Annotated in this window: 22 protein-coding genes and 2 tRNA genes; 20 read left to right on the top strand and 4 right to left on the bottom strand. The window is 56.0% G+C overall.

From position 1 onward, the window contains the following. The 4 genes from ACN08V_RS09125 to ACN08V_RS09110 form a co-directional block, all read left to right on the top strand. Positions 1 to 448, top strand: a 448-nt coding sequence (locus tag ACN08V_RS09125) for a ribonuclease domain-containing protein (RefSeq protein ID WP_419105323.1), incomplete at its 5' end; no start/stop codon positions are given. Then, entirely contained in the window at positions 438 to 899 is a 462-nt protein-coding gene (locus ACN08V_RS09120; protein WP_419105322.1) for a barstar family protein, read from the top strand. The genes ACN08V_RS09125 and ACN08V_RS09120, both read left to right, overlap by 11 nt. Before the next feature lie 16 nt (positions 900 to 915). Further along, the gene (locus ACN08V_RS09115) at positions 916 to 1110 is read left to right on the top strand and encodes a hypothetical protein (protein WP_419099566.1); all 195 of its coding nucleotides are present in this window, start codon (positions 916 to 918) and stop codon (positions 1108 to 1110) included. 14 nt (positions 1111 to 1124) lie between these two features. After that, positions 1125 to 1757, top strand: a complete 633-nt coding sequence (locus tag ACN08V_RS09110; protein ID WP_419105321.1) for a hypothetical protein — start codon at positions 1125 to 1127, stop codon at positions 1755 to 1757. A gap of 197 nt (positions 1758 to 1954) precedes the next feature. Here the strand turns inward: ACN08V_RS09110 and pdxY are convergent, their stop codons facing one another. The 3 genes from pdxY to ACN08V_RS09095 all read right to left on the bottom strand — a co-directional run bounded on the left by pdxY (position 1955) and on the right by ACN08V_RS09095 (position 4457). Continuing rightward, positions 1955 to 2806 carry a pyridoxal kinase PdxY gene (pdxY, locus tag ACN08V_RS09105; RefSeq protein WP_419099568.1) on the bottom strand — a complete coding sequence of 284 codons (852 nt, stop codon included), beginning with the start codon at positions 2804 to 2806 and terminating at the stop codon, positions 1955 to 1957. Between the two features lie 431 nt (positions 2807 to 3237). Further along, entirely contained in the window at positions 3238 to 3762 is a 525-nt protein-coding gene (locus tag ACN08V_RS09100; RefSeq protein ID WP_419105320.1) for a DUF805 domain-containing protein, read from the bottom strand. A gap of 104 nt (positions 3763 to 3866) precedes the next feature. Further along, positions 3867 to 4457, bottom strand: coding sequence for a winged helix-turn-helix domain-containing protein (locus tag ACN08V_RS09095; protein ID WP_419105319.1), 591 nt, complete (start codon positions 4455 to 4457; stop codon positions 3867 to 3869). A gap of 617 nt (positions 4458 to 5074) precedes the next feature. Between ACN08V_RS09095 and ileS the strand changes: the two genes are divergently transcribed. The 4 genes from ileS (at position 5075) to ndk (ending at position 10850) form a co-directional block, all read left to right on the top strand. Beyond that, complete coding sequence (gene ileS, locus ACN08V_RS09090) at positions 5075 to 8389, top strand: isoleucine--tRNA ligase (protein WP_419105318.1); 3315 nt, start codon at positions 5075 to 5077, stop codon at positions 8387 to 8389. Then, positions 8390 to 9814, top strand: coding sequence for a bifunctional folylpolyglutamate synthase/dihydrofolate synthase (locus tag ACN08V_RS09085; protein ID WP_419105317.1), 1425 nt, complete (start codon positions 8390 to 8392; stop codon positions 9812 to 9814). Between the two features lie 14 nt (positions 9815 to 9828). Then, positions 9829 to 10269, top strand: a complete 441-nt coding sequence (locus ACN08V_RS09080) for a DUF4233 domain-containing protein (protein ID WP_419099572.1) — start codon at positions 9829 to 9831, stop codon at positions 10267 to 10269. A 164-nt stretch (positions 10270 to 10433) separates the two neighbouring features. Next, positions 10434 to 10850 (top strand): nucleoside-diphosphate kinase, encoded by a 417-nt coding sequence (gene ndk / locus ACN08V_RS09075; RefSeq protein WP_419105316.1) that lies wholly within the window; start codon positions 10434 to 10436, stop codon positions 10848 to 10850. A gap of 80 nt (positions 10851 to 10930) precedes the next feature. Here the strand turns inward: ndk and ACN08V_RS09070 are convergent, their stop codons facing one another. Further along, positions 10931 to 11557, bottom strand: a complete 627-nt coding sequence (locus ACN08V_RS09070; RefSeq protein ID WP_419099574.1) for a vitamin K epoxide reductase family protein — start codon at positions 11555 to 11557, stop codon at positions 10931 to 10933. A gap of 553 nt (positions 11558 to 12110) precedes the next feature. Here ACN08V_RS09070 and ACN08V_RS09065 point away from each other — a divergent pair. The 12 genes from ACN08V_RS09065 to ACN08V_RS09010 all read left to right on the top strand — a co-directional run bounded on the left by ACN08V_RS09065 (position 12111) and on the right by ACN08V_RS09010 (position 24078). Beyond that, the gene (locus tag ACN08V_RS09065; protein WP_419105315.1) at positions 12111 to 15389 is read left to right on the top strand and encodes an Rne/Rng family ribonuclease; all 3279 of its coding nucleotides are present in this window, start codon (positions 12111 to 12113) and stop codon (positions 15387 to 15389) included. Positions 15390 to 15752: 363 nt separating this feature from the next. Then, the gene (gene rplU / locus ACN08V_RS09060) at positions 15753 to 16064 is read left to right on the top strand and encodes a 50S ribosomal protein L21 (protein WP_419099576.1); all 312 of its coding nucleotides are present in this window, start codon (positions 15753 to 15755) and stop codon (positions 16062 to 16064) included. 56 nt (positions 16065 to 16120) lie between these two features. Then, entirely contained in the window at positions 16121 to 16378 is a 258-nt protein-coding gene (rpmA, locus tag ACN08V_RS09055) for a 50S ribosomal protein L27 (RefSeq protein ID WP_135013898.1), read from the top strand. Positions 16379 to 16539: 161 nt separating this feature from the next. Next, the gene (gene obgE, locus ACN08V_RS09050; protein ID WP_419099577.1) at positions 16540 to 18114 is read left to right on the top strand and encodes a GTPase ObgE; all 1575 of its coding nucleotides are present in this window, start codon (positions 16540 to 16542) and stop codon (positions 18112 to 18114) included. 126 nt (positions 18115 to 18240) lie between these two features. Further along, positions 18241 to 19434, top strand: coding sequence for a glutamate 5-kinase (proB, locus tag ACN08V_RS09045; RefSeq protein WP_419099578.1), 1194 nt, complete (start codon positions 18241 to 18243; stop codon positions 19432 to 19434). 78 nt (positions 19435 to 19512) lie between these two features. Next, a complete protein-coding gene (locus ACN08V_RS09040) occupies positions 19513 to 20796 on the top strand; it encodes a glutamate-5-semialdehyde dehydrogenase (RefSeq protein ID WP_419105314.1) in 1284 nt (427 codons plus the stop codon). A 131-nt stretch (positions 20797 to 20927) separates the two neighbouring features. Beyond that, positions 20928 to 21176, top strand: coding sequence for a hypothetical protein (locus tag ACN08V_RS09035; RefSeq protein ID WP_419099580.1), 249 nt, complete (start codon positions 20928 to 20930; stop codon positions 21174 to 21176). 98 nt (positions 21177 to 21274) lie between these two features. Next, positions 21275 to 21970: a nicotinate-nucleotide adenylyltransferase gene (gene nadD / locus ACN08V_RS09030; RefSeq protein WP_419099581.1), complete on the top strand. Its 696-nt coding sequence runs from the start codon at positions 21275 to 21277 to the stop codon at positions 21968 to 21970. An 88-nt stretch (positions 21971 to 22058) separates the two neighbouring features. Then, positions 22059 to 23213 carry a hypothetical protein gene (locus ACN08V_RS09025; protein WP_419105313.1) on the top strand — a complete coding sequence of 385 codons (1155 nt, stop codon included), beginning with the start codon at positions 22059 to 22061 and terminating at the stop codon, positions 23211 to 23213. A gap of 61 nt (positions 23214 to 23274) precedes the next feature. Beyond that, positions 23275 to 23727, top strand: coding sequence for a ribosome silencing factor (rsfS, locus tag ACN08V_RS09020; RefSeq protein ID WP_419105312.1), 453 nt, complete (start codon positions 23275 to 23277; stop codon positions 23725 to 23727). A 201-nt stretch (positions 23728 to 23928) separates the two neighbouring features. Beyond that, positions 23929 to 24001: transfer RNA gene (locus ACN08V_RS09015), tRNA-Ala, on the top strand. Between the two features lies 1 nt (position 24002). Next, positions 24003 to 24078 (top strand) — tRNA-Ala (locus ACN08V_RS09010). Positions 24079 to 24103 lie beyond the last annotated feature (25 nt).

The following is a 24103-nucleotide window of genomic DNA, read 5'->3' as shown; positions in this document are numbered from 1 at the left end:
ACTCGTGGGTGGAGGCATTGAGACGCTTGAGAGGGGCGCTCTTAAGAGTGCTTCTAAGGATGCGAGTGGAATAGCGGGAGGTGGTGCTTCTAGTGCGAATCCTAGGATAGGCGAATTATCTCCTGTTCCTGAGCCGCAGTTTGTTCAGCCTATCGGCCCGGTGGAAGCGAAAGCCCACCAGGTGCTAGATACTATAGACCAAAAAGGCGTGGCACCAAGTGGTTTCAAGGGCGGAAAAATATGGGAAAATAATGGGAAGGGCGCTGTGTTACCATCCGGAAAAAACGAACCAATTAGCTATCGTGAATGGGACGTTGACCCCAAGGTTAAGGGCATCCCCAGAACAGCTGATCGCTTAGTCACTGGCTCAGACGGTTCTGCATACTACACAACAAATCATTACAAATCATTTATTATGATGCGACAAGGAACAAGCAATGGTGGATAATATTCAGGGATACTTCCGACAGACACCAAAATTCCAAGTCTGCAATGTAAATAATTTGCAGGCAAAAGAAATAATTGAATATTCTTTGCAAGAAGGTTACCTCACTGCAGTAATAGATGGGAAAAGGGTAAAAACAGAGCAAGATTTATGTCAAGAAATCGGTTCCCAGATGCATTTTCCCGCGTACTATGGTGAGAATTGGTCAGCGATGGGGGAGTGTTTGGCTGATATGGATTGGGATGATTCACCTGAATGGACTCTGGGGGAAATCAAAGGCGGGGTCATCATTATCAAGAATTTTTCTGACTTATTATCCCAATCTACTATTGTAGGTCCTGATGATTTTATTAAACTGCTAGAGAATTCGCATCGGTATCTTTTTAGTCCTGTCGATAATATCTCAGGTATTCCCCGCGAGAGAATGATAAAAGTTTTCGTTGAGGTGCCTTAGTAAGAAACCAGCGGTTTTGAATAATCCTAATATGGGCGGTGTTTTGGGGTGGGCTAGTTATGTGTGGGCTCTTGAGGTGGTTGGTTTGAGGGAGGATGCTTTGGGGTGGTTGGGTGAGTTTGAGGTGCGTCATGCTGCTAAGGAGTTGAAGTACCAGGATTCTGATTTTGTTGATTTTGTGGTGGGGTTTCGGGAGCGTTGTGGTGTTTAGGTAGGGTGGTTTGTATGGCAAGAGATCGTGATGTGCAAAAGCTGTGGCATGCTGAGTTAGCCCAGTTGGGTTTTAAGAAGGTGGGCAGGGATGCCCAGTACTTTTTTGATGAGGAATGGTCAGGTTTTGTTGGGTTGACTACGAGTTCTAATTATGGGGCCGGTTCCTCTGTTGATGTGACTATTGGTGTTGTGTGGCATCCTTTTACGGAGTTGGCTCGTGAGGTGGCACCTTTTTTGGTGGAGCAAAAGGGGGAGCCGGTTTTTGCTGAGCTCTTACATGAGATTGATCCTTTGCGGAGCCAGAGGTTGGGTGTTGAATGGGATATTCAGGAAGGCCCTCATGAGCCGATTGATTTGACGGCTCCTGTGACCTGTTTGGTGGAGCAGGGCGTGCCTCAATTACGGAAGATGTGTTCGGTGGAGTATGCGTTGGAGGTTTTGAGGGAGCGGGGGTGTCATCCTAATATGGGCGGTGCTCGGTGGTGGGCTAGTTATGTGTTGGCTCTTGAGGTGGTTGGTTTGCGGGATGAGGCTTTGGGGTGGCTGGATGAGTTTGAGGCTCGGCATGCTGCTAAGGAAGTGAGGTTTCAGCGGCCGTATTTTATTGATTTTGTGGTGGCTTTTCGGGAGCGTTGTGGTGTTTAGGATGAGCGGTTCTGATGAACCCGGCCGCTTTTGATGTCCGTAGAAACACGAACTGCCTAGCCAACCCAAGCCCCTCAACTCCCTCAACCCTGAAGAGCCAACTACCAAAGCCTTGAGAACCCCACATCAAGTCTGCCCCTGAAGTACGCTAAAGCCCCGCGCCCACCGGGGGAGCGGGGCCTTGACGCAAGTAGAAATTAGCGGATCCGCACGGCCTCAAAGGAAACCTGGGGAGCCACATAGGACTGCTGCGATTCAATGAGCTGTAGCTCGCGCTGGCCAGATTCTAGGGTGTTCTTCAGAAGCTCATAGACGCTGGCTGTTGTCAGTTCCAGGGCCTCCTTCAAAGACTTACCCGACGTAAAATGTGAAGCAAAAAGTGCTTGGGTCACGTCTCCTGAACCGTTAGCCTTCAGCGGCAGCCGGTCCGTGGTAATTAGCCAGGCCTCATCGCCGGAGACAGCTAGCATCTGGATGCTGTTGCCGGGAGTTTCAGGGGTCGAAACGCTCGTGACCAGCACCGTCTTCGGGCCAATTTTCTGGGCCTTCTTGACCGACTCGAGCACCTCATCGAGGGTCTGCGGGTTGGTGCGGGTGACAAAGCCCAGCTCAAACTGGTTGGGGGTAATAATATCGGCGTGCTGGATGACCCGGTCACGGATCAGCTCCTGCACCTCAGGTGAAACAAAGCAACCGCTGGTGGCGTTACCCAGAACAGGGTCGCAGGAGTAGAGTACCTTGGGGTTCTTGGCACGGGCTTTAGCCACTGCGTCCAAGATGGCATCGCCAATGGATGAGCCACCCTGGTAACCAGAAATGACCAGAGCGGTGTCATCGAGGCCGCCGCGTTCTTCAATACCGGTAACAACCTCACGCACATCGTCGCCGGACATCAAGGGGCCGCGCCACTCACCGTAGCCGGTGTGGTTAGAGAAGAGGACGGTGTTGACTGGCATAACCTCGTGGCCTAGGCGCTGGAGGGGGAAAACTGCTGCTGAATTGCCGACATGCCCGTAGGCTACGGCTGACTGAATAGACAAAATACGCATAAAGGTATTGTGTCACAGACCCATGATTCCCTGTGACCCTATGACCTTTCACTGCACCACGCGGCAATAGAAAAAAAGGGGGCGGTACATGCTTGTGACCAAATCTTAAAAGGACTGATCTACATCAAGGGTAGGTAGGGCTGGGTCCAGAGAAGTGGATGGTCGGGCTGGCGTGAATGGGCTTGCCAGCGGTAGCTAACCTAGGCGGGAGGGGGCAACAAGGAGCATGAGTCCCGGCCACCAGCTACCGTATATGTAAGGTGGACCCGCAGGTTCGGAACTACCTGGTCCACCTCCAGTACCGCGACCAGAGCTTCGCAAGCTGGGCGGCCCAGACTGAGCAAGGATTGCTCCAGTAGGCTGCTTGATCAACAAAAATGCCGCTGACCCGGGTAAGGAGCCAGCGGCATGATTGCTAAACCACGTAAGTTCTACGGGCGGGTTGCATCTTCTGGTTTGTCGAAGCGGACACCTGCAGGGTTAGAGGGCAGAATAGCCATAATTAGGGGAACAAGTGCACCGGGGCCTGCGAAGCTCAGTAAGTAAAAAGCACCGTGAAAATTGGCGTCTTGCAGGCGGCGCCACCAGAGGCCCAGCATGGTGACAAACTGTACAATTCCAAATACACCGATAATAAGTGCGAAAATCAACGTCTTACCAGCCAACGCCGGGCCGAGCTCATTAGACGCCTGCCTGTATTCATTGTATGCATCCAGACTTGTGGACGCCGCTTCTTGTAGTTGCTGAAGATGGTTGAATGTTGGAACAATTGCCACCAAAGCTATTATGGAAAGCACCAAGCTGATAATAAACCATACGAGCATGACCCACCAGAATTCTGAGCGTGAAGCGCGTCCGCTAAAGCGGAACATGTACTTGCGCCAATTTTTAAGGGCCTGTCCAAAGCTGACGTGTGGGCGGGGTGCCGGGTGCGTGGGGGTAGCTGACTGAGTCACTGTAAGACCTCAAGATAGATAGAGTAAACAAAATGTGCAAATACTATTATGGCAGGCATTGACGCTACTTACCGTGATATCCCATGCACCAAATATCTCAGGAACTAATCGGTGGAAGCTCTCAAAGGGCGCAATGGGGGCGCAGAATCGGTTGGATCACTACATACGGCATCATCGAAGAACTCTTCGTCCAGCTCAACAACAAGGCGCACCAGTAACTCGTCTTTCGCTTGTGAAGTGAGAAGAGCGATACCCTTTTCGATTGATTCAGCCGGTGGCTCCAAATCAATTTCTAGATTGTGAGAATCAACAGAGCTTATTTCCCCACTCGTTTTTCTCTGAGGCCAGAATTGCCTAAATATTTTGTTCGCTTCTGCATAGGTGAGGTTGGTGTTTCTATTACCTTCCAGCCAATTTTTACCGGCTTCAGTGATGGTATAGAAGCCTTTCGAGGGGTGGACTGCCCATCCTGCTTTAGTGATGTGGCTGAGCGTCCAGCCAATACGGTGAGCAGAAACTTTCATACCGCTGGGCAACTTTGCTGAGCGTGCATCAGGGGAGGCTAGGTATCGGTCTTCGATAAGTCTTACGATGTCTTTCGTGCTGACCACATCGTGCTCTTCAAGTACCTCCAAGGCTGGACGAACAAAGAACGGCCAAGGGGGAACAGTAGCTGTAGATTTATCGTTTGTCACGGTGGTAATTCTAGTTGGGAGAGTGCTTCGAAGAGCAGAATTCCCAAAACCCAAAATTGTAATTTAGGTTGGTCTGCTCACCTTGTTTTACCTGCACTGGCCGCTATCTTGGGGGCACCGTGGGGCGCTACCCCTATATCTTGTACTCACATCTCTGTAATTTGAGGCCTCAATGAATAAACAGGTAAAAAATGGGTCAAAAACAGGTTAGACAGAGGCAGAATCAGCGCATAAACTAAGTATCAGTTGCAAAGACCCGGCCATCACCGGCGAGCAATCCGGAAGAACAGGTTATACCTGCACACCCCCGTAAATTCGTTGCGACGAGGGGAGTGCGCGGAATAGATATAACCCCAGTAGACCCGGACGGGTAAGCCCGAAACAGCTGTCATGAAGCGACTGATAACCGGTTCGGCACCTGCGCCAGCGGCTGGCTCATCTCACGACGAGCTAGCCGCTGGCGCAGGCCCATGCAAGCCCCGTAAGGCAATGGCTGGGAGTCGGGCCGGTTCTTTCAGTAAGCAAGGTGGTACCGCGCCAAACCCGGCACCTAGTTCGGGCCTAGCGTCCTTGCAGAACCCAAACTCAACCCATGTCGAGAACTAAAGGTCGCAACCATGACTCAAAAGCCTGTCTACCCTAAGGCAAGCGCAAGCGGTGCCAGCTTCGTAGCCGCTTCCCCCTCCTTCCCAGCACTCGAAGAAGCCGTGCTGAGCTACTGGAAGCAGGACGGTACTTTCCAAGCCTCCATTGACAACAGGGAGGCAGGCGCTAACGGGGCCAACGAGTTTGTATTCAATGATGGCCCTCCCTTCGCTAACGGCCTGCCCCACTACGGCCACCTGCTCACCGGCTACGTTAAAGACCTGGTAGCCCGCTACCAGACCCAGCGCGGACACAAAGTCGAACGCCGCTTTGGCTGGGACACTCACGGCCTGCCCGCTGAGCTTGAAGCCATGAAGCAGCTGGGTATGACCGATAAGCAACAGATTATCGAGATGGGCATTGATAACTTCAACGATGCCGCCCGCGCCTCAGTGCTCAAGTACACCACAGAGTGGGAAGAATACGTCACCCGTCAGGCCCGCTGGGTCGACTTTGAGAACGACTACAAGACCCTGAACGTTGAGTACATGGAGTCGGTCATCTGGGCCTTCAAACAGTTGCACGACAAGGGACTAACCTACGAGGGTTTCCGCGTTCTGCCCTACTGCTGGAAAGACGAAACCCCGCTTTCAAACCACGAGCTGCGCATGGACGATGACGTCTACAAGGACCGCCAGGACCCCTCGGTCACCGTTGCTTTCCGCATTACCGGCGACACCTCCCTAGCCGCCGATCAGGCTGTTGCCGCTGAACTGGTGGGGGTTGAGGCTCTTGCCTGGACCACCACCCCCTGGACTCTGCCCACCAACCAGGCGCTTGCCGTTGGCCCCCAGGTGCGCTACGTCCTTGTAGCCGGTGCCGGTGAGCTGGCTGGCCGCCGCTTCCTGCTGGCTGAGGACCTACTAGGGGAGTACGCCAAGGATCTGGGCTACGCCGCTGAAGAAAACCCGGTGGAGGCAGCCCGTGCCGCTGTCCTGGCAACCTACACCGGTAGCCAGCTTGAAGGCCTGCGCTACGCACCCCTGTGGGACTACTTCACCGATGCCGAGAAGTTTGGCACCGCAACCTCCTGGCAGATTCTGCTGGCTGATTACGTGACCACCACCGATGGTACCGGTCTGGTACACCAGGCACCTGCCTACGGTGAAGAGGACCAGAAGGCCTGCGAGGCTTACGGTATTCCCGTGATCCTCTCTATGGACGAGGGCGCTAAGTTCCTTGACCTGTTCGCCGACCCCAGCCTGGCTGAGGGTGCGCCCCTGGCAGATATTGCCGGTGTGCAGATTTTTGATGCCAACCGCACCATCATCAACGTACTCAAGGCCGACGGCACCCTGATTCGTGAGAAGTCCTACGTGCACTCCTACCCGCACTGCTGGCGCTGCCGCACCCCGCTGGTCTACCGCGCCATCACCTCCTGGTATGTGCGCGTCACCGACTTCAAAGACCGCATGAGCCAACTGAATGAGAATATCAACTGGATCCCCGAGAACGTCAAGCACGGTCAGTTCGGTAAGTGGGTAGAGAACGCCCGCGACTGGTCAATTTCACGTAACCGCTTCTGGGGCTCACCAATCCCTGTGTGGGTTTCCGATGACCCCAACTACCCCCGCACCGACGTTTACGGTTCACTGGCTGAGCTAGAGGCAGACTTCGGTCGCCTGCCCCTTAACAAGGACGGCCAGGTTGACCTGCATCGTCCCTACATTGACGAGCTAACCCGCCCAAACCCCGATGATCCCACCGGTAAGTCCACCATGCGCCGTGTAGAGGACGTACTGGATGTTTGGTTCGACTCCGGCTCCATGCCTTTCGCCCAATTCCACTACCCCTTTGAGAACAAGGAGTGGTTCGAGGCTCACTACCCGGCTGACTTCATTGTGGAGTACATCGGCCAGACCCGCGGCTGGTTCTACACCATGCACATTCTGGCAACCGCGCTCTTTGATCGTACTGCCTTTGAGAACGTCATTGCTCACGGTATAGTGCTGGGCTCAGATGGGCAGAAGATGTCTAAGTCCCTGCGCAACTACCCTGATGTGTCCGAGGTGCTGGACCGCGATGGCTCTGACGCTATGCGCTGGTTCTTGATGTCTTCCCCCATTCTGCGCGGTGGCAACCTGATTGTGACCGAACAGGGTATCCGTGAGGGGGTCCGCCAGGTCATGCTACCCCTGTGGAACGTCTACCACTTCTTTGCTCTCTACACCAACGCAGCTCACCAGGGCACTGGCTACGAGGCAAAACTGGTCTCCGAGGCCGAGCACGTCATGGACCGCTTTATCCTGGGCAAGACCCGCCAGCTGGTCGCCCAGGTCACCGAGGCAATGGACGCCTACGATGTTTCTGCCGCCTGCGATGCTCTGCGTTCCTACACCGATGCTCTGACTAACTGGTATGTGCGCCGTTCCCGCGAGCGTTTCTTCAACGAAGATACCGCAGCCTTTGATGTGCTTTACACCGCCCTGGTCACTATGGTCAAGGTTGCCGCCCCCTTGCTTCCGCTGACCAGCGAGGAAATCTACCGTGGCCTGACCGGCGAGCGCTCGGTTCACCTGACCGATTTGCCCACCCCTGGGGACTTCAAGAACGAAGAGGACCTGCTTGCTCTCATGGAGACTACCCGGGCAGTTGCTTCTGCCGGTTCGGCTTTGCGTAAGGCTAAGAAGTTGCGCGTACGCCAGCCCCTGGCTCACCTGACTGTTGCTGTTGCTGGCGGTAAGGAACTCGCCGGAACCTTCGAGAGCATCATCGCTGATGAGCTAAATATCAAAACCGTTGAACTGCTGGATGCCGCAGAGGTGGCCCCTGCTGACTTCGGTATCTCTCAGCAACTTAAGGTCAATGCGCGTGCCGCTGGGCCCCGCCTGGGCAAGCAGGTTCAGGTCGCTATCAAGGCTTCCAAGAGCGGTGACTGGAAGGTCGCCGAGGACGGTACTTTGGTCGTTGGCTTCCAGGCTGTTGAGGGTGGTATGGCTCTTGAGGCCGGTGAATATGAGCTTGAAACCGTGGTCGCTGAGGCCGATGGGGCCGCCGAAGGCGCGGTTTCTGTTCTGCCCGGTGGAGGATTCCTAGTTCTTGATACCGCCCTGACAGATGAGCTCCTTGCAGAGGGCACTGCCCGCGATGCAATCCGCGCAATCCAGTCCGAGCGTAAAGAAGCCGGCCTGAACGTCGCTGACCGTATCAAGCTCACCGTCTTGGCACCTGCTGCTGACCTTGAAGCGATTCGCGCCCACGAGCAGCTGGTTGCAGGTGAGACTCTGGCAGTGAGCATCTCATACGCTGAGGGAACTGAGTTCTCAGCAACCGTAGAGAAGGCCTAAATGACGGACCAGTCCCTGAATATAGACCCTGTCTTCACCGAGGTTCAGGCTCAGGGCGTCCTTGCGGATGACGCCCCCGGCCTGGCAACGGTCTACGCGGAGCTTCTTGGCCGTGCGCCCGAGAATAAGATGGAACCCCGTCTTGATGCAGTGCGTCGGGCTGTGGATATCCTGGGGGAGCCTCATCGCTCTGCCCCGGTGATTCATGTGACCGGAACGAACGGGAAGACCTCTACCGCCCGCATGATTGAGCGTCTGCTCATGGCCCACGATATCCGTACCGGCCGGTACACCAGCCCTCACCTGGGACGGGTCACCGAGCGCATCAGTATTGACGGTGCGCCGGTGGCAGATAGCACTTTTGTGCGTATCTGGGGAGAAATCAAGCCCTACCTGGATATTGTGGATGCTGAGCTTGAAGCCGCAGGTCAGCCCCGTATCACCTACTTTGAGGCCTTGACCATTCTGGCTTTCGCTATCTTTGCCGATGAGCCGGTTGACGTCATGGTTCTTGAAGTGGGTATCGGGGGCACCTGGGATGCCACCAATGTCGCCGATGCTACGGTTTCAGTGGTGACCCCCATCGGCCTTGACCACACCGACATACTGGGGGAGACCCTGGCCGAAATTGCCGCTGAAAAGGCCGGCATCATCAAACCTGATGGTTTCCTGGTTTCTGCCGTTCAGGACCCGCAGGTGGCACAGGTCTTACTTGAAGCAGCCCAGGCCCAGAACGCCGACTACCGTTTCGAGGGTGTTGAATTTGGGACGACCCAACGAACCGCAGGTGTCGGGGGCCAGCTCATCACTATTGAGGGCCTAGCTACCCGTTACGATGACATTGCCCTGCCACTCTTTGGTGCCCATCAGGCTCAGAACGCCTCGGTGGCCCTGGCAGCGGTGGAAGCATTCTTAGGTGGTGGGCAGAAAGAACTGAACCTTGAGCTGGTTAAACTGGCTTTTGGTGAGGTTCGTTCACCCGGTCGCCTGGAACTTGCCCGTACTGAGCCTCCCGTGGTGCTTGATGCGGCCCATAATCCTCACGGTTTGCTTGCATCGGCTACCGCTTTCAAGGAGTCCTTCAGCTTCCAGGAACTGCATCTGGTGGTAGGTATTCTGGGTGAGAAGGATGCTGCTGGCATGTTCGAGATCTTGCTCAGCGAGTACGTCGATCGTCAGGACTTCCGCACTGTTCTGCACCTGACTGCCTCTGATTCGCCGCGTGCAATTGCCCCGGAGGCTCTTGTGGAGCTGGCCCTTGAAGCAGGCTTTGATGAGGATAAGGTCGAGACCCACGAAAATGTGGCCGATGCTCTTGCTGCTGCTGTCACTGTTGCGGCTGATGTTCCCAACCTGAACTCTGCTGTGCTGGTCACCGGTTCTATCACCGTAGTGGGCCAAGCCAGCACCCTGCTAGGTCTGTAAGGAAAGGAATACCGATGGCTCGTATGACACGCGCTCAGCGGGAGTGGAAGCCCGGGCAAGCCCCCAAACGGCGGTCTATCAAGGTTTTGTTTACCTCCATGGTGCTTTCTTTGGAAGCTCTGGTTGCTTTCTTTGCGACCCTGGCTATTTTTGGCCACCATTTCAATGACCCTACCTGGATCAAAGTCCTGATCTGGGTGCTGGGTCTTTTCCTGGCAGGTGCCCTGGTACTTACTCCGGCTCTGCTCCGTAAACCCTGGGGCTACCATCTGGGGTACCTCCTACAGGTCCTGCTGATTGCGGTTGGCTTTGCTCTGCCTTCCATGTTCTTGGTGGGTGCCGCTTTTGCGGTGGCCTATTGGTTTGGAGTGACTCGCGGTAGCCGCCTTGACGCGGAAAACGAGATTCGTGCCCGCGAACAGGAAGAATGGGAGAAGGCTCAGCGAAATAGATAAAGACTGAAACCTCTTCTAGCTACAACCTTTTCAGGCGGCCCGGTGCCCTCGCCCGCCCTGTGCGGTTCGGGGGCACTGCGCTTATGTCTGATAACTCTAAGATTGATCCTCCTACTCTGGTAGGGTGAGAATAAACTTTTCCCTGACTACTAAAGGAGATCTTCATGTCTGAGCGCACCCTAATTTTGGTTAAGCCCGATGGCGTAGAACGCAACCTGACCGGTGAAATTTTGGCCCGTTTTGAGCGTAAGGGCTACCGCCTGGCTGAGCTAAAGATGCTGGTCCCCTCCCAGGAGCTTTTGGCCCAGCACTATGCAGAGCACGAGGGCAAACCCTTCTACGAGCCGCTGGTTTCTTACATGGGTTCCGGGTCTGTTGTTGCTCTGGTACTTGAGGGCGAGGGTGTTATTGAGGGTGCCCGCAGCCTGATGGGTTCCTCTAACCCCACCACTGCGGCTCCTGGCACTATCCGCGGTGACTTTGCCCGTGACTGGGGTCAGAGCGTCCAGAAGAACCTGGTTCACGGGTCCGATTCAGCTGAATCGGCAGCCCGAGAAATCGCCCTCTGGTTCGCCTCCTAAGGGTTTGAGGCAGGTGCCTAAAAGCTGTGGCCTCCACCGGTTGAGTGGAGGCCACAGCTTTTCTGATGGTGAGGCTGGGTTTAGAACATTCCCACGATCACGTCAAAGAAGCGGATAAAGACGATACCGAACACTAGAATTAGAATCAGTGTGATGGAGAACCAGGTCCAGGTGGGGGCGGCCAGACGGATTGATTCGGGAGCCGGGATGAGACCGGCCTGGAGGTTACGGGCTGTCACCCTAACAAAAATCATGGTCTGCATAACCCACACAATCATGCAGAACAGGCACAGGGCATTGATGTCAAAAGTAGTGTTGTACCAGAGCCAAAGAACGAAAGCCATAGCGAGCGTGTGCCCTACCTGCATACCGATCCAGTACCAGCGCTTGAAGCGGGCTCCAGCTATGAGAGCGGTGGAGATAGCGAGAACAATTCCGTAACCCACCAGACCGATGAAGGGGTTGGGGAAGCCGAATACTTCAGCCTGCCAGGTACGCATAACCGTTCCGCAGTTGAGGAGGGCGTTCAGGTCGCAGACAGATTTGTGGGCCCCGTCCATATAAATTTGCAGGCGCTCATAAACTAGCATCGAGGAAGAAGCTAAAGCGATGAGGCCAGGGAGTAGAGTGAACCAGCCCAGACGGCGGTCTGCTCTGGCATGTTCTTCTTCCGGTAGGGTATCAAGCCTGCTAACGGGTGTAGACACAGCGAATCCTTAGGTTTTATCTAGCGCTTACCTCTCCATAGTACGCGCAGGTTTCCCGGAGCAAGGGGGTAAGTGCCACCGTCGGGGTTTCTTTACGAAAGTTCACAGCTGCTGTATGGCTGTGGTCTTGATGGTCCTTGGAGCGGGCTGGTTTTGTGCTCGGTCTGCCGTGAAAGGCTCACCTACTTTAATGGGGCTAAATGTCCCTGTCTGTGAGAGAATGAGTGTGGTAGTGTGCCGTCCGCATACGGTTTCACCACCCAGTAGGCACCCTGATAGGAGACCGCTACGCCGCTAGCTTTGCGCTGTCGGAGCGGTTATTCCCTGCAAAGAGTGGCCCCGGATGGGCCGCCTCGGAGGTCGCCGCTGGCCCGGTTTTCACTCGGTACGGAGCATAGAAGCCTTGACCGACCGAGGATAAGCCTAGGTGCTCTAGCGAACCGGGTAGACAGGATTTCGGTGGACACCGCGTTAGTAAGCGGTGGGATCATCGACGAACTATAAGTCCGCTCATGCGGTGGCGGCACATGTACTTAAAGGAGAGTGGACGCTGATGAGCAGCGAACAGAACGAGGCCCCAGAAAACCTCGAACCCCAGTCTGTGGAGGAACCTCAGACTGCGGTTAAAGATCAGCCTGAGACTCAGGAGGCTCCGGCCGCTGAGAATAAGCCCGTCAAAAAGCGGACTCGCACCCGTCGCCCTGTCACGAAGGCTCAACCCCAAGAAGTCGCGCCGCAGGGTGAATCCGATTCGGAGCCCGAAAGTCTTACAGTAACCAGCGAAGTCGACGAGTCTGCCGAACCCGCTGAGCAGTCATCTACCGACAGTGGCTCGGAAGCCACCGAAGGACCCTCAGGGCAGACGGAGGAAGAGGTAGAAGAAGCTGTTGTCGCCGAGGAAGAGGACCAAGCTGGCGGGCTAGACCCGACCATGACCGCCGAGGAACAGGCCGCAGAAACTGCCCGCCAGAAGACCCTGCGTGAACAGAAAGAAGAAGAACTGGCCCGTATTGCAGCTGCTGCCAGCGCTAATAGCCTGCTCTTCTACTCACCCGACCTTGATTCCATCAAGGAACAGCTCCGCGCTGAGGAAGAGGCCCGCCGTGCGGCAGAAGAGGCTGAGCGACGCGAGCGCCGTCTGGCTGATCTTGACCCTGAGGTTACTTCCCGCCGCCGTCGTCGTCGCCGCCGCGGCGACGCTGACCTTGAGTTTGAGGGTGGCACTGAGGGTGATCCCGAGGACACCGTTGTTAAGGTGCGCGCACCCCGCCTGCCTGATTCTCACAGTAGCAACCGGGTCACCGGTGTTCGCGGTTCTACCCGCCTTGAGGCTAAGCGCCAGCGCCGCCGCGAAACCCGCGCAACCGGCCGTCGTCGCCAGATCATCACCGAGGCTGAGTTCCTGGCCCGCCGCGAGTCGGTGGACCGCCAGATGCTGGTGCGTCAGAAGGACGATCGTATCCAGATCGGTGTTCTTGAAGACGGTATTCTGGCCGAGCATTTTGTCTCTAAGACCCAGCAGGATTCCCTGATTGGCAACGTCTATCTGGGCAAGGTCCAGAACGTTCTGCCCTCTATGGAAGCTGCTTTCGTTGACATTGGCCGTGGCCGTAACGCTGTGCTGTACGCGGGGGAGGTCAACTGGGATGTCAGTGGCCTGGATGGTGCCCCCCGCAAAATTGAGAACGCTCTCAAAGCTGGGGATTCGGTGCTGGTGCAGGTAACCAAGGACCCCGTGGGGCATAAGGGTGCCCGTTTGACCAGCCAGGTTTCGCTACCTGGTCGCTACCTGGTGTATGTACCCGGTGGCTCTATGACCGGTATTTCTCGTAAGCTACCCGATGTTGAACGTCAGCGCCTGAAGAGGATTCTTAAGGACAAGCTCCCCGAAGATGCGGGCGTTATTGTGCGTACTGCCGCTGAGGGCGCTAGCGAAGAAGAGCTGAGCAACGATATCAACCGTCTGCGTGTTCAGTGGGAGGAAATCAAGGGAAAGAGCGAGTCCCGCAAGGTACTTGCCCCTGAGCTTCTCTACCAGGAACCCGATCTGACTATCAAGACGGTCCGCGATGTCTTCAATGAGGACTTTACGTCCATGATGGTCCAGGGGCAGGAAGCCTGGGACTCGATTGAGGCCTATGTTACCTATGTTGCCCCCGACCTGCTCGATCGCCTTAAGCAGTGGGAAGAGGACGACGACCTCTTTGACCACTACCGTATTGAGGAACAGCTCCAGAAAGCACTTGACCGTAAGGTCTACCTGCCCTCCGGTGGTTCGCTGGTGATTGACCGCACCGAAGCTATGACCGTAGTCGATGTGAACACGGGCAAGTTCACCGGTAGCGGTGGCAACCTGGAAGAAACCGTTACTAAGAACAACCTGGAAGCGGCCGAAGAAATCGTCCGTCAGCTCCGTCTGCGCGATATTGGTGGCATCATCGTGGTTGACTTCATTGATATGGTCCTTGAGTCTAACCGCGAGCTGGTACTGCGCCGTCTGGTGGAGTGCCTGGGCCGTGACCGCACCAAGCACCAGGTCGCTGAAGTGACTTCCCTGGGTCTGGTTCAGATGACTCGTAAGCGTATGGGAACCGGCCTGCTTGAGGTTTTTTCGGAGCCCTGCGAGGCCTGTGCAGGCCGTGGTCTGCTGGTGCATGACCAGCCGCTGAAGGGCCGTAGCGGCGGCGCGTCGGACTTCATTCACCGTTCTGAGCGCGATGACCGCAAGCGTTACCGCAACCAGAAGAATCAGGTTCGCCGTGCTGACATCGCCGAAATTGATGAGAGCGATGAGCAGAAGGCTGAGGCCCGTAAGGCGGCTCTTGCCAATCTGGTAGCCGCTACCAGTGGCCAGCACGAGGATGAAGAGGGAGAAGCCGAATCTAAGTCAGCTCGTAAGCGTAAGCGCCGCAAGCGTAACCGCCGTGCCGAAGCTGGTGCAGAATTTGATGTTAGCCAGCAGGGTGCAGAGCAGGTCCTTACTATCGGTGATGATGTCATTGAGCTTCCCACCGGTGGTGAGCTTGAGTCTCTTGAAGAGGGCATGGGGGAGCAGGGCTCCTTCACGCTTGAAACTCTGGCCGCTGTGTTCGACTCTGAGGCCCCGGATCAAGAGGACAACCGCCCCGTAGGCCGTGCCCGCAACCAGGGTAAGCGCCGTGGCAGTAAACAGCGTCAGGAGATTTCTGCCGATGCTCTGTCTGCGAACTCTGATGCCAGTTTGGAAGTTGACCCCGAGGCTGACTCTCGCTTTACGCAGAGCTCAACCAGGCTCGATGCTATCCGTGCCGCTGAGGCTAGGGCCCGCGCCTCCCAGCGTGCTGGCCGTGAGTACCAACCTCGCGACGGCGAAGAGTCTAAGGACTCTCCCCAGCGCGGTGGCGACCGTACGGGGCGTAGCTCCAACCGCCGTAACTGGAATGAGCGGGATAGCTCACCTGAAGGTGGTCGGGGCCGTGGCCGGCGTCCACGCAGGGCTACCAGCTCGGACGTCAAGTATGTCGCTCCCCTTGAGGTTCCTGCTGAACCCGGTGTCACCGGTGTGGCAACCCCAGGTAAGAAAGCTGCTGAGCCTGTTGCTGAGGTAGCGCAGGTCGAAGCTATCGCTGAGCCGGTAGCTGAGTCTCCGCGTAAGAAGCGCCGCCCCCGCCGTGCTGTCAGCTCAGGCGCCGGATCTTCGGCTGTCAAGACTGAGCAAGTTGCAGCTGCCCAGGGTACTTCGGTTGTTGCCAGCCTTGAGCAGGTTCAGAAGCCGGTAACCGCGGCTGAGAACGGCCCCGTTATGTTGGGTGTTGGTGTCTCTGCCGCCGATATCAAGCGTCAGGGCCGCTAAGCCCTAGCCGGTTGGCCCCCGCCCCTTCGCCGGGACGGGGGCCTATTTGCGTTTTGAGCTACCGCGAGATTGAGGGTGAGTGCTTGCCCACACCCCTGCTCTCTGCTTGCCCAACGCAAGGTTAAGGCGTAAACTTGTGAGCTGGTGCTGTTCTCACAAGCAAGCGTTAGCGTGAGTTCAGCTAGGGCATGAACATCCTCTAGGGTATTTCAAGGCCAAGCCAACAGAGGATAATTCATCACTGAAAATACCCGGTGCAAACTGTGGTAACCGGGTAAGGCACCTTGCTGTTGAGCCGGTGAAGCTTTCAGAGATGGTTATCTTGCAATTATTAAAATGACGTCAAGAGAAGTGAGTTCCCAAGTGGCATACGCAATTGTTCGCGCTGGCGGCCGCCAGGAAAAGGTCTCAGTAGGAGATCTCGTTACCCTTGACCGCGTCGCTGGTGAGCCTGGAAGCACTATTGAGCTTCCTGTACTGCTGCTAGTTGATGGGGACAAGGTCACCGCTGATGCAAAGACCCTGGCTTCTGCCAAGGTAACTGCTGAAAAGATCGAAGACCTCCGCGGTCCCAAGATCGTTATTCAGAAGTACAAGAACAAGACCGGTTACAAGAAGCGTCAGGGCTTCCGCGCCGAACTGACCACCGTTAAGATCACTGCGATCAAGGCGTAAGTTCGCACTAGACTGGTTTTAAAACAACCCATTCTTTTTACCTAAGGTAGGCATCAATGGCACATAAGAAGGGCGCAAGCTCCACCCGCAACGGCCGTGACTCAAACCCCCAGTACCTCGGTGTTAAGCGCTACGGCGGCGAGACCGTCAATGCCGGCGAGATTCTCGTTCGTCAGCGTGGCACCCACTTCCACCCCGGCAACAATGTTGGCCGCGGTGGCGATGACACCCTGTTCGCTCTGGCAGCAGGCAAGGTCGAGTTCGGTACCCGCAAGGGCCGCAAGGTAGTCAACATCCTTGCAGCCGCTGAGTAAGGTTTTATAGCTTTTTCAGTGTAGAGGGCGACCACGCTAGACGTGGTCGCCCTTTCTCATGTTTTTGGGTAAGGTTCGCAATAACCAGACCTGCTCTTTTTTGAGCCTGTAGACTTATACCCACACTATTTTTTATTTTTAGCTTTAAGGAGCTTTATTTCGTGGCAGAATTTGTAGATCGCGTGGTCCTGCACGCAACAGGCGGGCACGGTGGGCACGGCTGTGTCTCGGTTCGCCGTGAAAAGTTTAAGCCTTTGGGCGGTCCTAACGGCGGTAACGGGGGCAAAGGCGGTGACGTTATCCTGCGTGTGGACGGTCAAACAACCACCCTCCTGGAGTACCACCACAGCCCTCACCAGCACGCCCCTAACGGCGATATTGGCCGTGGCGACATGTCGCACGGCTTCAATGGGCAAGACCTTATTCTGCCTGTTCCCCAGGGCACCGTGGTTAAAGATAAAGACGGTAACGTGCTTGCAGACCTGATTCGCATGGGCGATGAGTTCGTTGCGGCTGAAGGTGGCATGGGGGGGTTGGGTAACGCGGCTCTAGCCTCGACCAAGCGTAAGGCACCTGGCTTCGCTCTGCTGGGCATTCCCGGTTCACAGCGAGATATCGTCCTTGAACTCAAGTCAATTGCCGATATCGCTCTGGTGGGCTACCCCTCAGCCGGTAAGTCTTCGCTGATTGCCGCTATTTCTGCTGCCCGCCCCAAGATTGCCGATTACCCATTCACCACCCTGATTCCTAACCTGGGTGTTGTGCAGGCAGGCGATACCCGTTACACCGTAGCCGATGTACCCGGCCTCATCGAGGGAGCCTCAGAAGGAAAGGGCCTGGGCCATAGGTTCCTGCGTCACGTAGAGCGCTCAAGCGCACTGGTACATGTCATTGACTGCGCCACCTTGGAACCCAACCGCGACCCCATCTCTGACTTCGATGTGATTCGTGCTGAGCTGGAAAACTACGAGGTTGACCCCACCGCCGGTGTGACCGTCCCCCTCAACGATCGCCCCCAGATTATCGCTCTGAACAAGGTCGATGTCCCCGAAGCGCGTGAGCTTGCCGAGTTCGTGCGCCCCATGTTTGAAGAGCGCGGCTACAAAGTCTTTGAGATTTCTACCGCCTCTCATGAGGGCCTGCGCCAGCTCACTTTTGCCATGGCCAAGCTGGTGGAGGAAGACCGCGAGGCACGCAAGAAGAGCAAAGAGACACCTGCTGAAGATGTCACCATCGTCAAGCCCAAGGGCTTCCGCTCGCGTAAGCGCCAGGAGTTCATTATCCGCAAGGAAGAACGTAACCTGGAGCCCCTGTTCCGCGTGATGGGCGAAAAGCCTGAACGCTGGATCAAGCAGACTGACTTTAACAACGATGAGGCCGTGGGCTATCTGGCCGACCGTCTGAACCGTCTGGGCGTGGAGGACGAACTTTTCAAGGCCGGTGCCGTTGCGGGTGATGCCGTGGTCATCGGTGAAGAAGCCGATGCAGTGGTCTTTGACTGGGAACCCACTATGGTTGGTGGCGCAGAGCTACTCTCCTCACCGCGCGGTACCGATGCCCGCCTTGAAGAGCTGATTCGCCCGACTCGTGCCCAGCGTAAGGCTGAGTTCCACGAGCGTATGGATGCCAAGGCTGAGGCTCGAGCAGAGCTTGAAGCTGAGCGTAAAGCCGGTATTTGGACCGAATCTGTTGCCCAGAAGAATTCAAAGCGCTCTCAGGATTCCTCGGACCAGTAGGGCGCCGGGTATAAATCTGCGATTAGGGTTTCATAATGTGCAATGAGTCGCCTGCCAGCGTGAGTTGGTGGGCGACTCTGCTGTATATTCAAAGAGCTAAAGACGATTCTTTAAGGGAGCTAAGCAATGGATTTGAAGGACGCCTTTCAAGCGAGTGCTGAGTCTCGGGGCAAACACCGGCGTAGCCCGATTCTCCATCGCTCGGATATGCCGCTGGCTCAGCGCATTGTGGTGAAAGTTGGTTCCTCATCCCTTACCTCTATTGAGAATTCGCTGGACGAGCTGGCTATTGCTACCATCTCCGATGTCCTCGCCAAGAAAAAGCGGCAGCACCCCAACATTGAGCTGGTTTTTGTGTCTTCAGGTGCTATTGCCGCCGGGTTGGCACCGCTGGGGCTGTCACGCCGTCCTAAGGATTTGGCGACCCAGCAGGCTGCGGCATCGGTGGGGCAGTCGCTGTTGATGAGCCGCTATACCGATATTTTCTCTCGCTACGGCGTGACTGTTTCACAGGTGCTCTTGACCGCTGAGGACCTCATGGCCCGTGACCGCTACCAGAATGCCCACCGCCAGTTGGAGCGCCTTTTGGATTTGGGAGTCATGCCCATTATTAACGAGAACGATGCGGTGGCGACCACTGAGATTAAGTTTGGCGACAATGACCGGATTGCGGCGCTGGTTGCCCATACGGTCAAAGCTGATGCTCTACTCTTGCTATCCGATGTTGATGCGCTCTACACACGTCACCCTGACCAGGGCGGTGAACGTGTCAGCCACGTAAAAAATGAGCAGGATTTGGCTGGGCTGAGTATTGGCTCGGTGGGTTCTGCCGGTGTTGGCTCAGGCGGTATGGTTACTAAGGTCAAGGCGGCCCAGGTGGCCGCCGCCTCAGGCATTCCTGCCCTGGTCACCAGCGCGGCTCTGGCCCGCCAAGCCTTTGCTGGTGAGGACGTGGGCACCTGGTTCTACGCTACCGGCGAGCGCCGGCCCGTCCAGACCCTGTGGTTGGAACATCTGGCCGACATTGAGGGAACCCTGGTCGTGGACAAGGGAGCCGCCGCAGCTCTGCTCCGCCGACGCTCGCTTCTGGCTGCTGGGCTGGTGCGTGTTTCCGGGAACTTTGAGGGCGGTAGCCCCGTAGCGATTGCCGATGAGTCAGGCACGGTTCTTGCCCACGCTTTGAGCTCCTACTCTTCTGATCAGACAGCGCAGATGGTGGGGCTGCATACCGGGCAGATTCAGCAGGCTATGGGTGAAACATACGACGGTACAGTCGCCCACGCCGATAATATTGCCCTGGTTGCTAGTGCCGTGCGTTAGATAAAGTTTTCCTGGCTGATGCCCTGATCTGTCGCTAGCATGGGGTGTAGGTTTTGAACGAGTGAAGGAGTTAGGGTGATGGCAGAGCAACTGCTTGTTCCAGAAGACGTGATGTGTCAGGTAGCCGATATGGCTGAGGATGCACGCATTGCCTCGCGTAGGCTGGCGAAGGCTGATACCCGGTGGAAGAATAAAGCCCTGCTTGCGGTAGCGGATTCTTTGGAACTTCACGCCGAGATTATTACGGAGCAGAACGCTCTGGACCTTGCCCGGGAGCGGGATAAGGGCATGAGCGAGGCCATGCTGGATAGGCTTGCCCTGAACCCCAAGCGTGTGAGTGAGCTGTCAGCTGCTCTGCGTGAGCTGGTTGCCCTTCCAGATCCCGTGGGCGAGCTGGTGCGGGGTTCAACCTTACCCAACGGTCTGCGTATGCAGCAGGTTCGGGTGCCCCTGGGCGTTATTGGTGCCATTTATGAGGCAAGGCCGAATGTCACGGTCGATATTGCTGGCCTGGCTATTAAATCCGGTAATGCGGTCATGCTTCGTGGCGGCTCAGCTGCTGCCAAAACCAATCAGGTCATTGTTCGAATTATCCGTGATGCTGTGCACGCTACCGGGCTACCGATTGACTCAGTGCAGTCTGTTGATGAGTTTGGTCGCGACGGCGCCAATGCGCTCATGCAGGCACGTGGCCTGATTGACGTCCTGATTCCGCGCGGTGGCCACCAGCTGATTCAGTCGGTGGTAAACAAGGCCCGTGTTCCCGTCATTGAGACCGGTGAAGGCAACTGCCATATCTTTGTCGATATTTCAGCCGACCCTGCTCAGTCAGCTGAGATTTTGGTGAACGCTAAGACCCAGCGCCCCGGTACCTGCAACACGGTCGAGACCCTTCTGCTGGCTGAGGGCTCCGAAGCATCCTCTGCTGTCCTGGCCGCACTGGTCAAGGCAGGGGTAACCCTGCACCTTGATGAAGCGTCACGAGCTCACCTGCCTGCCGGTGCTCAGGCACTTGATGCAAGAGAAGAGGACTGGGCTACCGAGTACGGTTCTCTCGACCTAGCGGTTAAGACCGTCCCGGACCTGCCAGCCGCTATTGAACACATCCGCAAATACTCAACGGGCCACTCCGAGGCGATCCTGACAAATAGCGTGAGCAACGCAGAAAAGTTTATCCGTGATATCGATTCGGCTGCGGTTTATGTGAACGCTTCGACCCGCTTTACCGATGGTGGTCAGTTCGGTCTGGGCGCAGAAGTCGGCATTAGCACCCAGAAACTGCACGCTCGCGGTCCCATGGGTCTTGAACAACTGACCACAAGCAAGTGGATTGTGCGAGGTGACTGGCACACCCGCGACTAAGTGAGTAAAAAACTTGTCGGCTATCGGGGAAAGACCAGCAGAAGCCGGCTCTAACCGGTAGCATGGTGTTAGCTCCATACTATGCCCGCGCTGAGGGGAGCATACGCCCCTAAGGTTTGAAAGGTACACACATGATCTCATCTGCTCTTGCAGCAGGCACCGCAGTCCTTGCCTCCGAAGAAGGTAGCCACCAGCTCCATGTTCTGGGTATGCCTACCTACATGTTTGCCATTTTTGGCTTTGTCTTCTTCGGCCTGCTCTTTTTCATTACTATTTCTTTCTCTGGCCGCGGCATCGTTCGCCCCGATCATGCAGCTGACCATCTCTCAGAGGATGAGGCCAAAGCTCTACGTGATTACACCAGCAAGCACAAGCACTAATTAGCCTTTAGTAGATTCGGCGCGGTTGCCTGCAGTGACCTTTCGGGGCGCGGGGCCCGCGCCGAATCTGTACCCCGAACCCGCTTCCCAGGAGTCCCGTGATTCGCCCTGCCCAAGATATCCGTAAAGCCTTGAGTATCCCTGAGCCTGACCCCTCAGCAACGAGGTTAGGTGTCATGGGCGGCACTTTTGACCCGATCCACCACGGGCACTTGGTGGCCGCCAGCGAGGTAGCTGCCGTGCTAGGCCTGGATGAAGTTGTTTTTGTGCCTACGGGCAACCCCTGGCAGAAGGCTAAGAAACGGGTATCTGACCCGGAGCACCGTTACCTGATGACGGTGATTGCCACAGCTTCTAACCCGCGCTTTAGCGTCAGCCGGGTCGATATTGACCGTGGGGGACCGACCTACACTATCGATACTTTGACTGACCTGCATAAAGATCGACCGAATGTTGAGCTTTTCTTCATCACCGGGGCCGATGCTATGAGCCAGATCGCTACCTGGAAAGACGCAGACAAAATGTGGGATTTGGCTACCTTCGTTGCGGTGACCAGGCCCGGTCATGAGCTCACCGTACCGCCCCAAGCGGAGGGTAGAGTCCGTGTTATTGAGATTCCGGCTATGGCGATTTCGTCAACCGATATTCGGGATCGGGTGCGGTACCGTCTGCCGGTGTGGTACCTGGTGCCCGACGGGGTGGTCCAGTACATCAACAAGTATGACCTCTACCAGCACACCGCCGATGAAGAGGGGGGCGGGCGATACAGCGATGGTTTGCCGGCCCACAAATAGGTAACGGCCCAGGTTGGCTGATGGGGACTTTAAGGCTGACTTGGTACTATTGAGTCAAGATTTAGGCACTTTCGTGAGGAATGAAACTGTGAGCAGCACACCCAAGAAGGCAGAGGGCACCAGTAAAAATGTCGCGCCCAGTTATCTCTCCGATACTTTCATCACAGATGATGGTATTGAGGTGCCACCTCCTACGCGGCCGATGGGTCCTCGTCGTCTTTCTCGCTACTATGATGAAGCTGCCAATTACCTGCGGGCCGTGGCGCGCGGGGATGATGAGCTACCCCCTCCTCCTATGTTTATGGGGAAGGTTGAGGGGCTGACCGTCAAAGCTGACCCGAGTGCTACCCTGGTGGGGCTTTCGCAGATGGGGAGTATTAGCACTGATGAGGGAGAGCTTGACATTGATTATGACCATAACCAGGTCACTCTTGTTGAGGACCCCCTGGGGCATATTGGCCAACAGATTCTTGGCGAACCCGATGATGGGCAAGCTCTAGGATCTGACCAGACTGACTTTGCGGCAGCACCGATTGAGATTGGTAGCGACAGCGATTTCATCAGTATTGAAGATCTTGCATCAGGGAGCGACGCCCACGAAACAGCCCATGAAAATTCTGAGGCTAACGATGAGCCTGCTGCCGGTGAAGAGGCCCAGGAAGAAGCCATCAGCCCTGAAGAAGCAGAAGTTAAAACGAATGAAACTGCCGACCAGGCCGATGATGCTGTAGCCCAAGCGGTCTCGGCTCCCCTTGCGACTCCTGCTCTAGAGCTACCTAGCCCCGTTCGTGCTATCGATGCCCAAGGCCTGGACTTGACTGAACTCGACACACCTGCCCAGCCTGCACTCGACACACCTGCCCAGCCTGCACTCGACACACCTGCCCAGCCTGCACCGAGTGAGCGTGCCCTAGCCAGCGAGACGGCTCATGCTGTAGAATCTGATAGTTCTGAAGAAAACACTCAGGTTCCTGAGGGCAAGCTTCTTGCTGAATCGGAGAGCGATACCTCAGATGAACCGTGCCAGGCAGATTTGGTTGACGGACCTGATGCTTCTGTCATCACAGGTCAGCAACAGGGTGGTACCGGTGCTCTTGACCTATCAGCAGATGCTGAGGCGACTGATGCTGTTGAATCGGCATCTTCGGAGAAGCCCGGCAAGGGCGGCACCCTTGTCGCTATGGGGGGCATCTTCCTGTTTCTGGTTGCCTTGGTTCTTGTCTGGGTCGTTTTTTACAATTAGATTTTAGATGAATAAAACCCCTCAAAAAGTTTGGGGGAGTGAAGTGCTCGGAAAGGGCGAAATGACTGCTGCTGCAGAGTCTATTGAAGCATTGAAGGTAGCCGCACGCGCGGCTGATCAGATGCAGGGTACTAACCTGCTGGCGGTCGATGCTTCGGATATCATGGGTTTGATTGACGGTTTCTTGGTGGTCTCGGCCCACAACGAACGACTGGTCAACGCGATTGTTGATGAGGTGGAGGACGAGCTCCGCGAAGAACTGGGCCTCAAGCCCTTGCGCCGGGAAGGCCGCGCCGAGGGCCGCTGGGTCTTGCTGGACTTTGGGGATATTGTGGTTCATGTTCAGCATGAAGAAGACCGCGCCTTCTATGCTTTGGACCGCCTGTGGGGCGAAGCGCCCCGTATCGACCTTGGCCTGGAAAGTGAAGCTGGTAGGGTTGATACCCAAGGGGCTGAAGCTGATTTCAATATCATTACCCCTGAGGCTGATCTGATGAACCAGCGCGAGGACTAAATTTTTTGCTCTAGCTAGCCAGGAAGGTAGCTTACTTTTTGAGGTGCCCTGCCCCGAGTGGGCGGGGCACCTTTTTCTGTAACTCCCAATAGGCGCAGGGTGTGGCACAGTTCATAAATGTTGCCGGTCGGTGAATTTGCCTTAGCGCTTGGGTGTGCCATAAGATGGAGAGGTCGCCAAGAGCGGCACATAACTTTATAAGGGGCTATGGCGCAGTTGGTAGCGCGTCTGCATGGCATGCAGAAGGTCAGGGGTTCGAATCCCCTTAGCTCCACGGGGGTATGGCGCAGTTGGTAGCGCGTCTGCATGGCATGCAGAAGGTCAGGGGTTCGAATCCCCTTACCTCCACCAAGAAAGGCGGTCTTCGTGATGACAT

Source organism: Rothia sp. P5766, from assembly GCF_048513555.1.
Classification (GTDB): Bacteria; Actinomycetota; Actinomycetes; order Actinomycetales; family Micrococcaceae; genus Rothia.
This window is presented reverse-complemented; position numbering and strand designations above follow the sequence as displayed.

Excerpts from the sequence above, each read along its gene's own strand:
- pdxY (WP_419099568.1), bottom strand. The coding sequence starts at position 2,806 with ATGCGTATTTTGTCTATTCAGTCAGCCGTAGCCTACGGGCATGTCGGC.
- rsfS (WP_419105312.1), top strand. The coding sequence starts at position 23,275 with ATGACTGCTGCTGCAGAGTCTATTGAAGCATTGAAGGTAGCCGCACGC.
- ACN08V_RS09085 (WP_419105317.1), top strand. The coding sequence starts at position 8,390 with ATGACGGACCAGTCCCTGAATATAGACCCTGTCTTCACCGAGGTTCAG.
- ileS (WP_419105318.1), top strand. The coding sequence starts at position 5,075 with ATGACTCAAAAGCCTGTCTACCCTAAGGCAAGCGCAAGCGGTGCCAGC.
- ndk (WP_419105316.1), top strand. The coding sequence starts at position 10,434 with ATGTCTGAGCGCACCCTAATTTTGGTTAAGCCCGATGGCGTAGAACGC.
- ACN08V_RS09110 (WP_419105321.1), top strand. The coding sequence starts at position 1,125 with ATGGCAAGAGATCGTGATGTGCAAAAGCTGTGGCATGCTGAGTTAGCC.
- rpmA (WP_135013898.1), top strand. The coding sequence starts at position 16,121 with ATGGCACATAAGAAGGGCGCAAGCTCCACCCGCAACGGCCGTGACTCA.
- ACN08V_RS09065 (WP_419105315.1), top strand. The coding sequence starts at position 12,111 with ATGAGCAGCGAACAGAACGAGGCCCCAGAAAACCTCGAACCCCAGTCT.
- ACN08V_RS09120 (WP_419105322.1), top strand. The coding sequence starts at position 438 with ATGGTGGATAATATTCAGGGATACTTCCGACAGACACCAAAATTCCAA.
- ACN08V_RS09040 (WP_419105314.1), top strand. The coding sequence starts at position 19,513 with ATGGCAGAGCAACTGCTTGTTCCAGAAGACGTGATGTGTCAGGTAGCC.
- proB (WP_419099578.1), top strand. The coding sequence starts at position 18,241 with ATGGATTTGAAGGACGCCTTTCAAGCGAGTGCTGAGTCTCGGGGCAAA.
- ACN08V_RS09080 (WP_419099572.1), top strand. The coding sequence starts at position 9,829 with ATGGCTCGTATGACACGCGCTCAGCGGGAGTGGAAGCCCGGGCAAGCC.
- ACN08V_RS09035 (WP_419099580.1), top strand. The coding sequence starts at position 20,928 with ATGATCTCATCTGCTCTTGCAGCAGGCACCGCAGTCCTTGCCTCCGAA.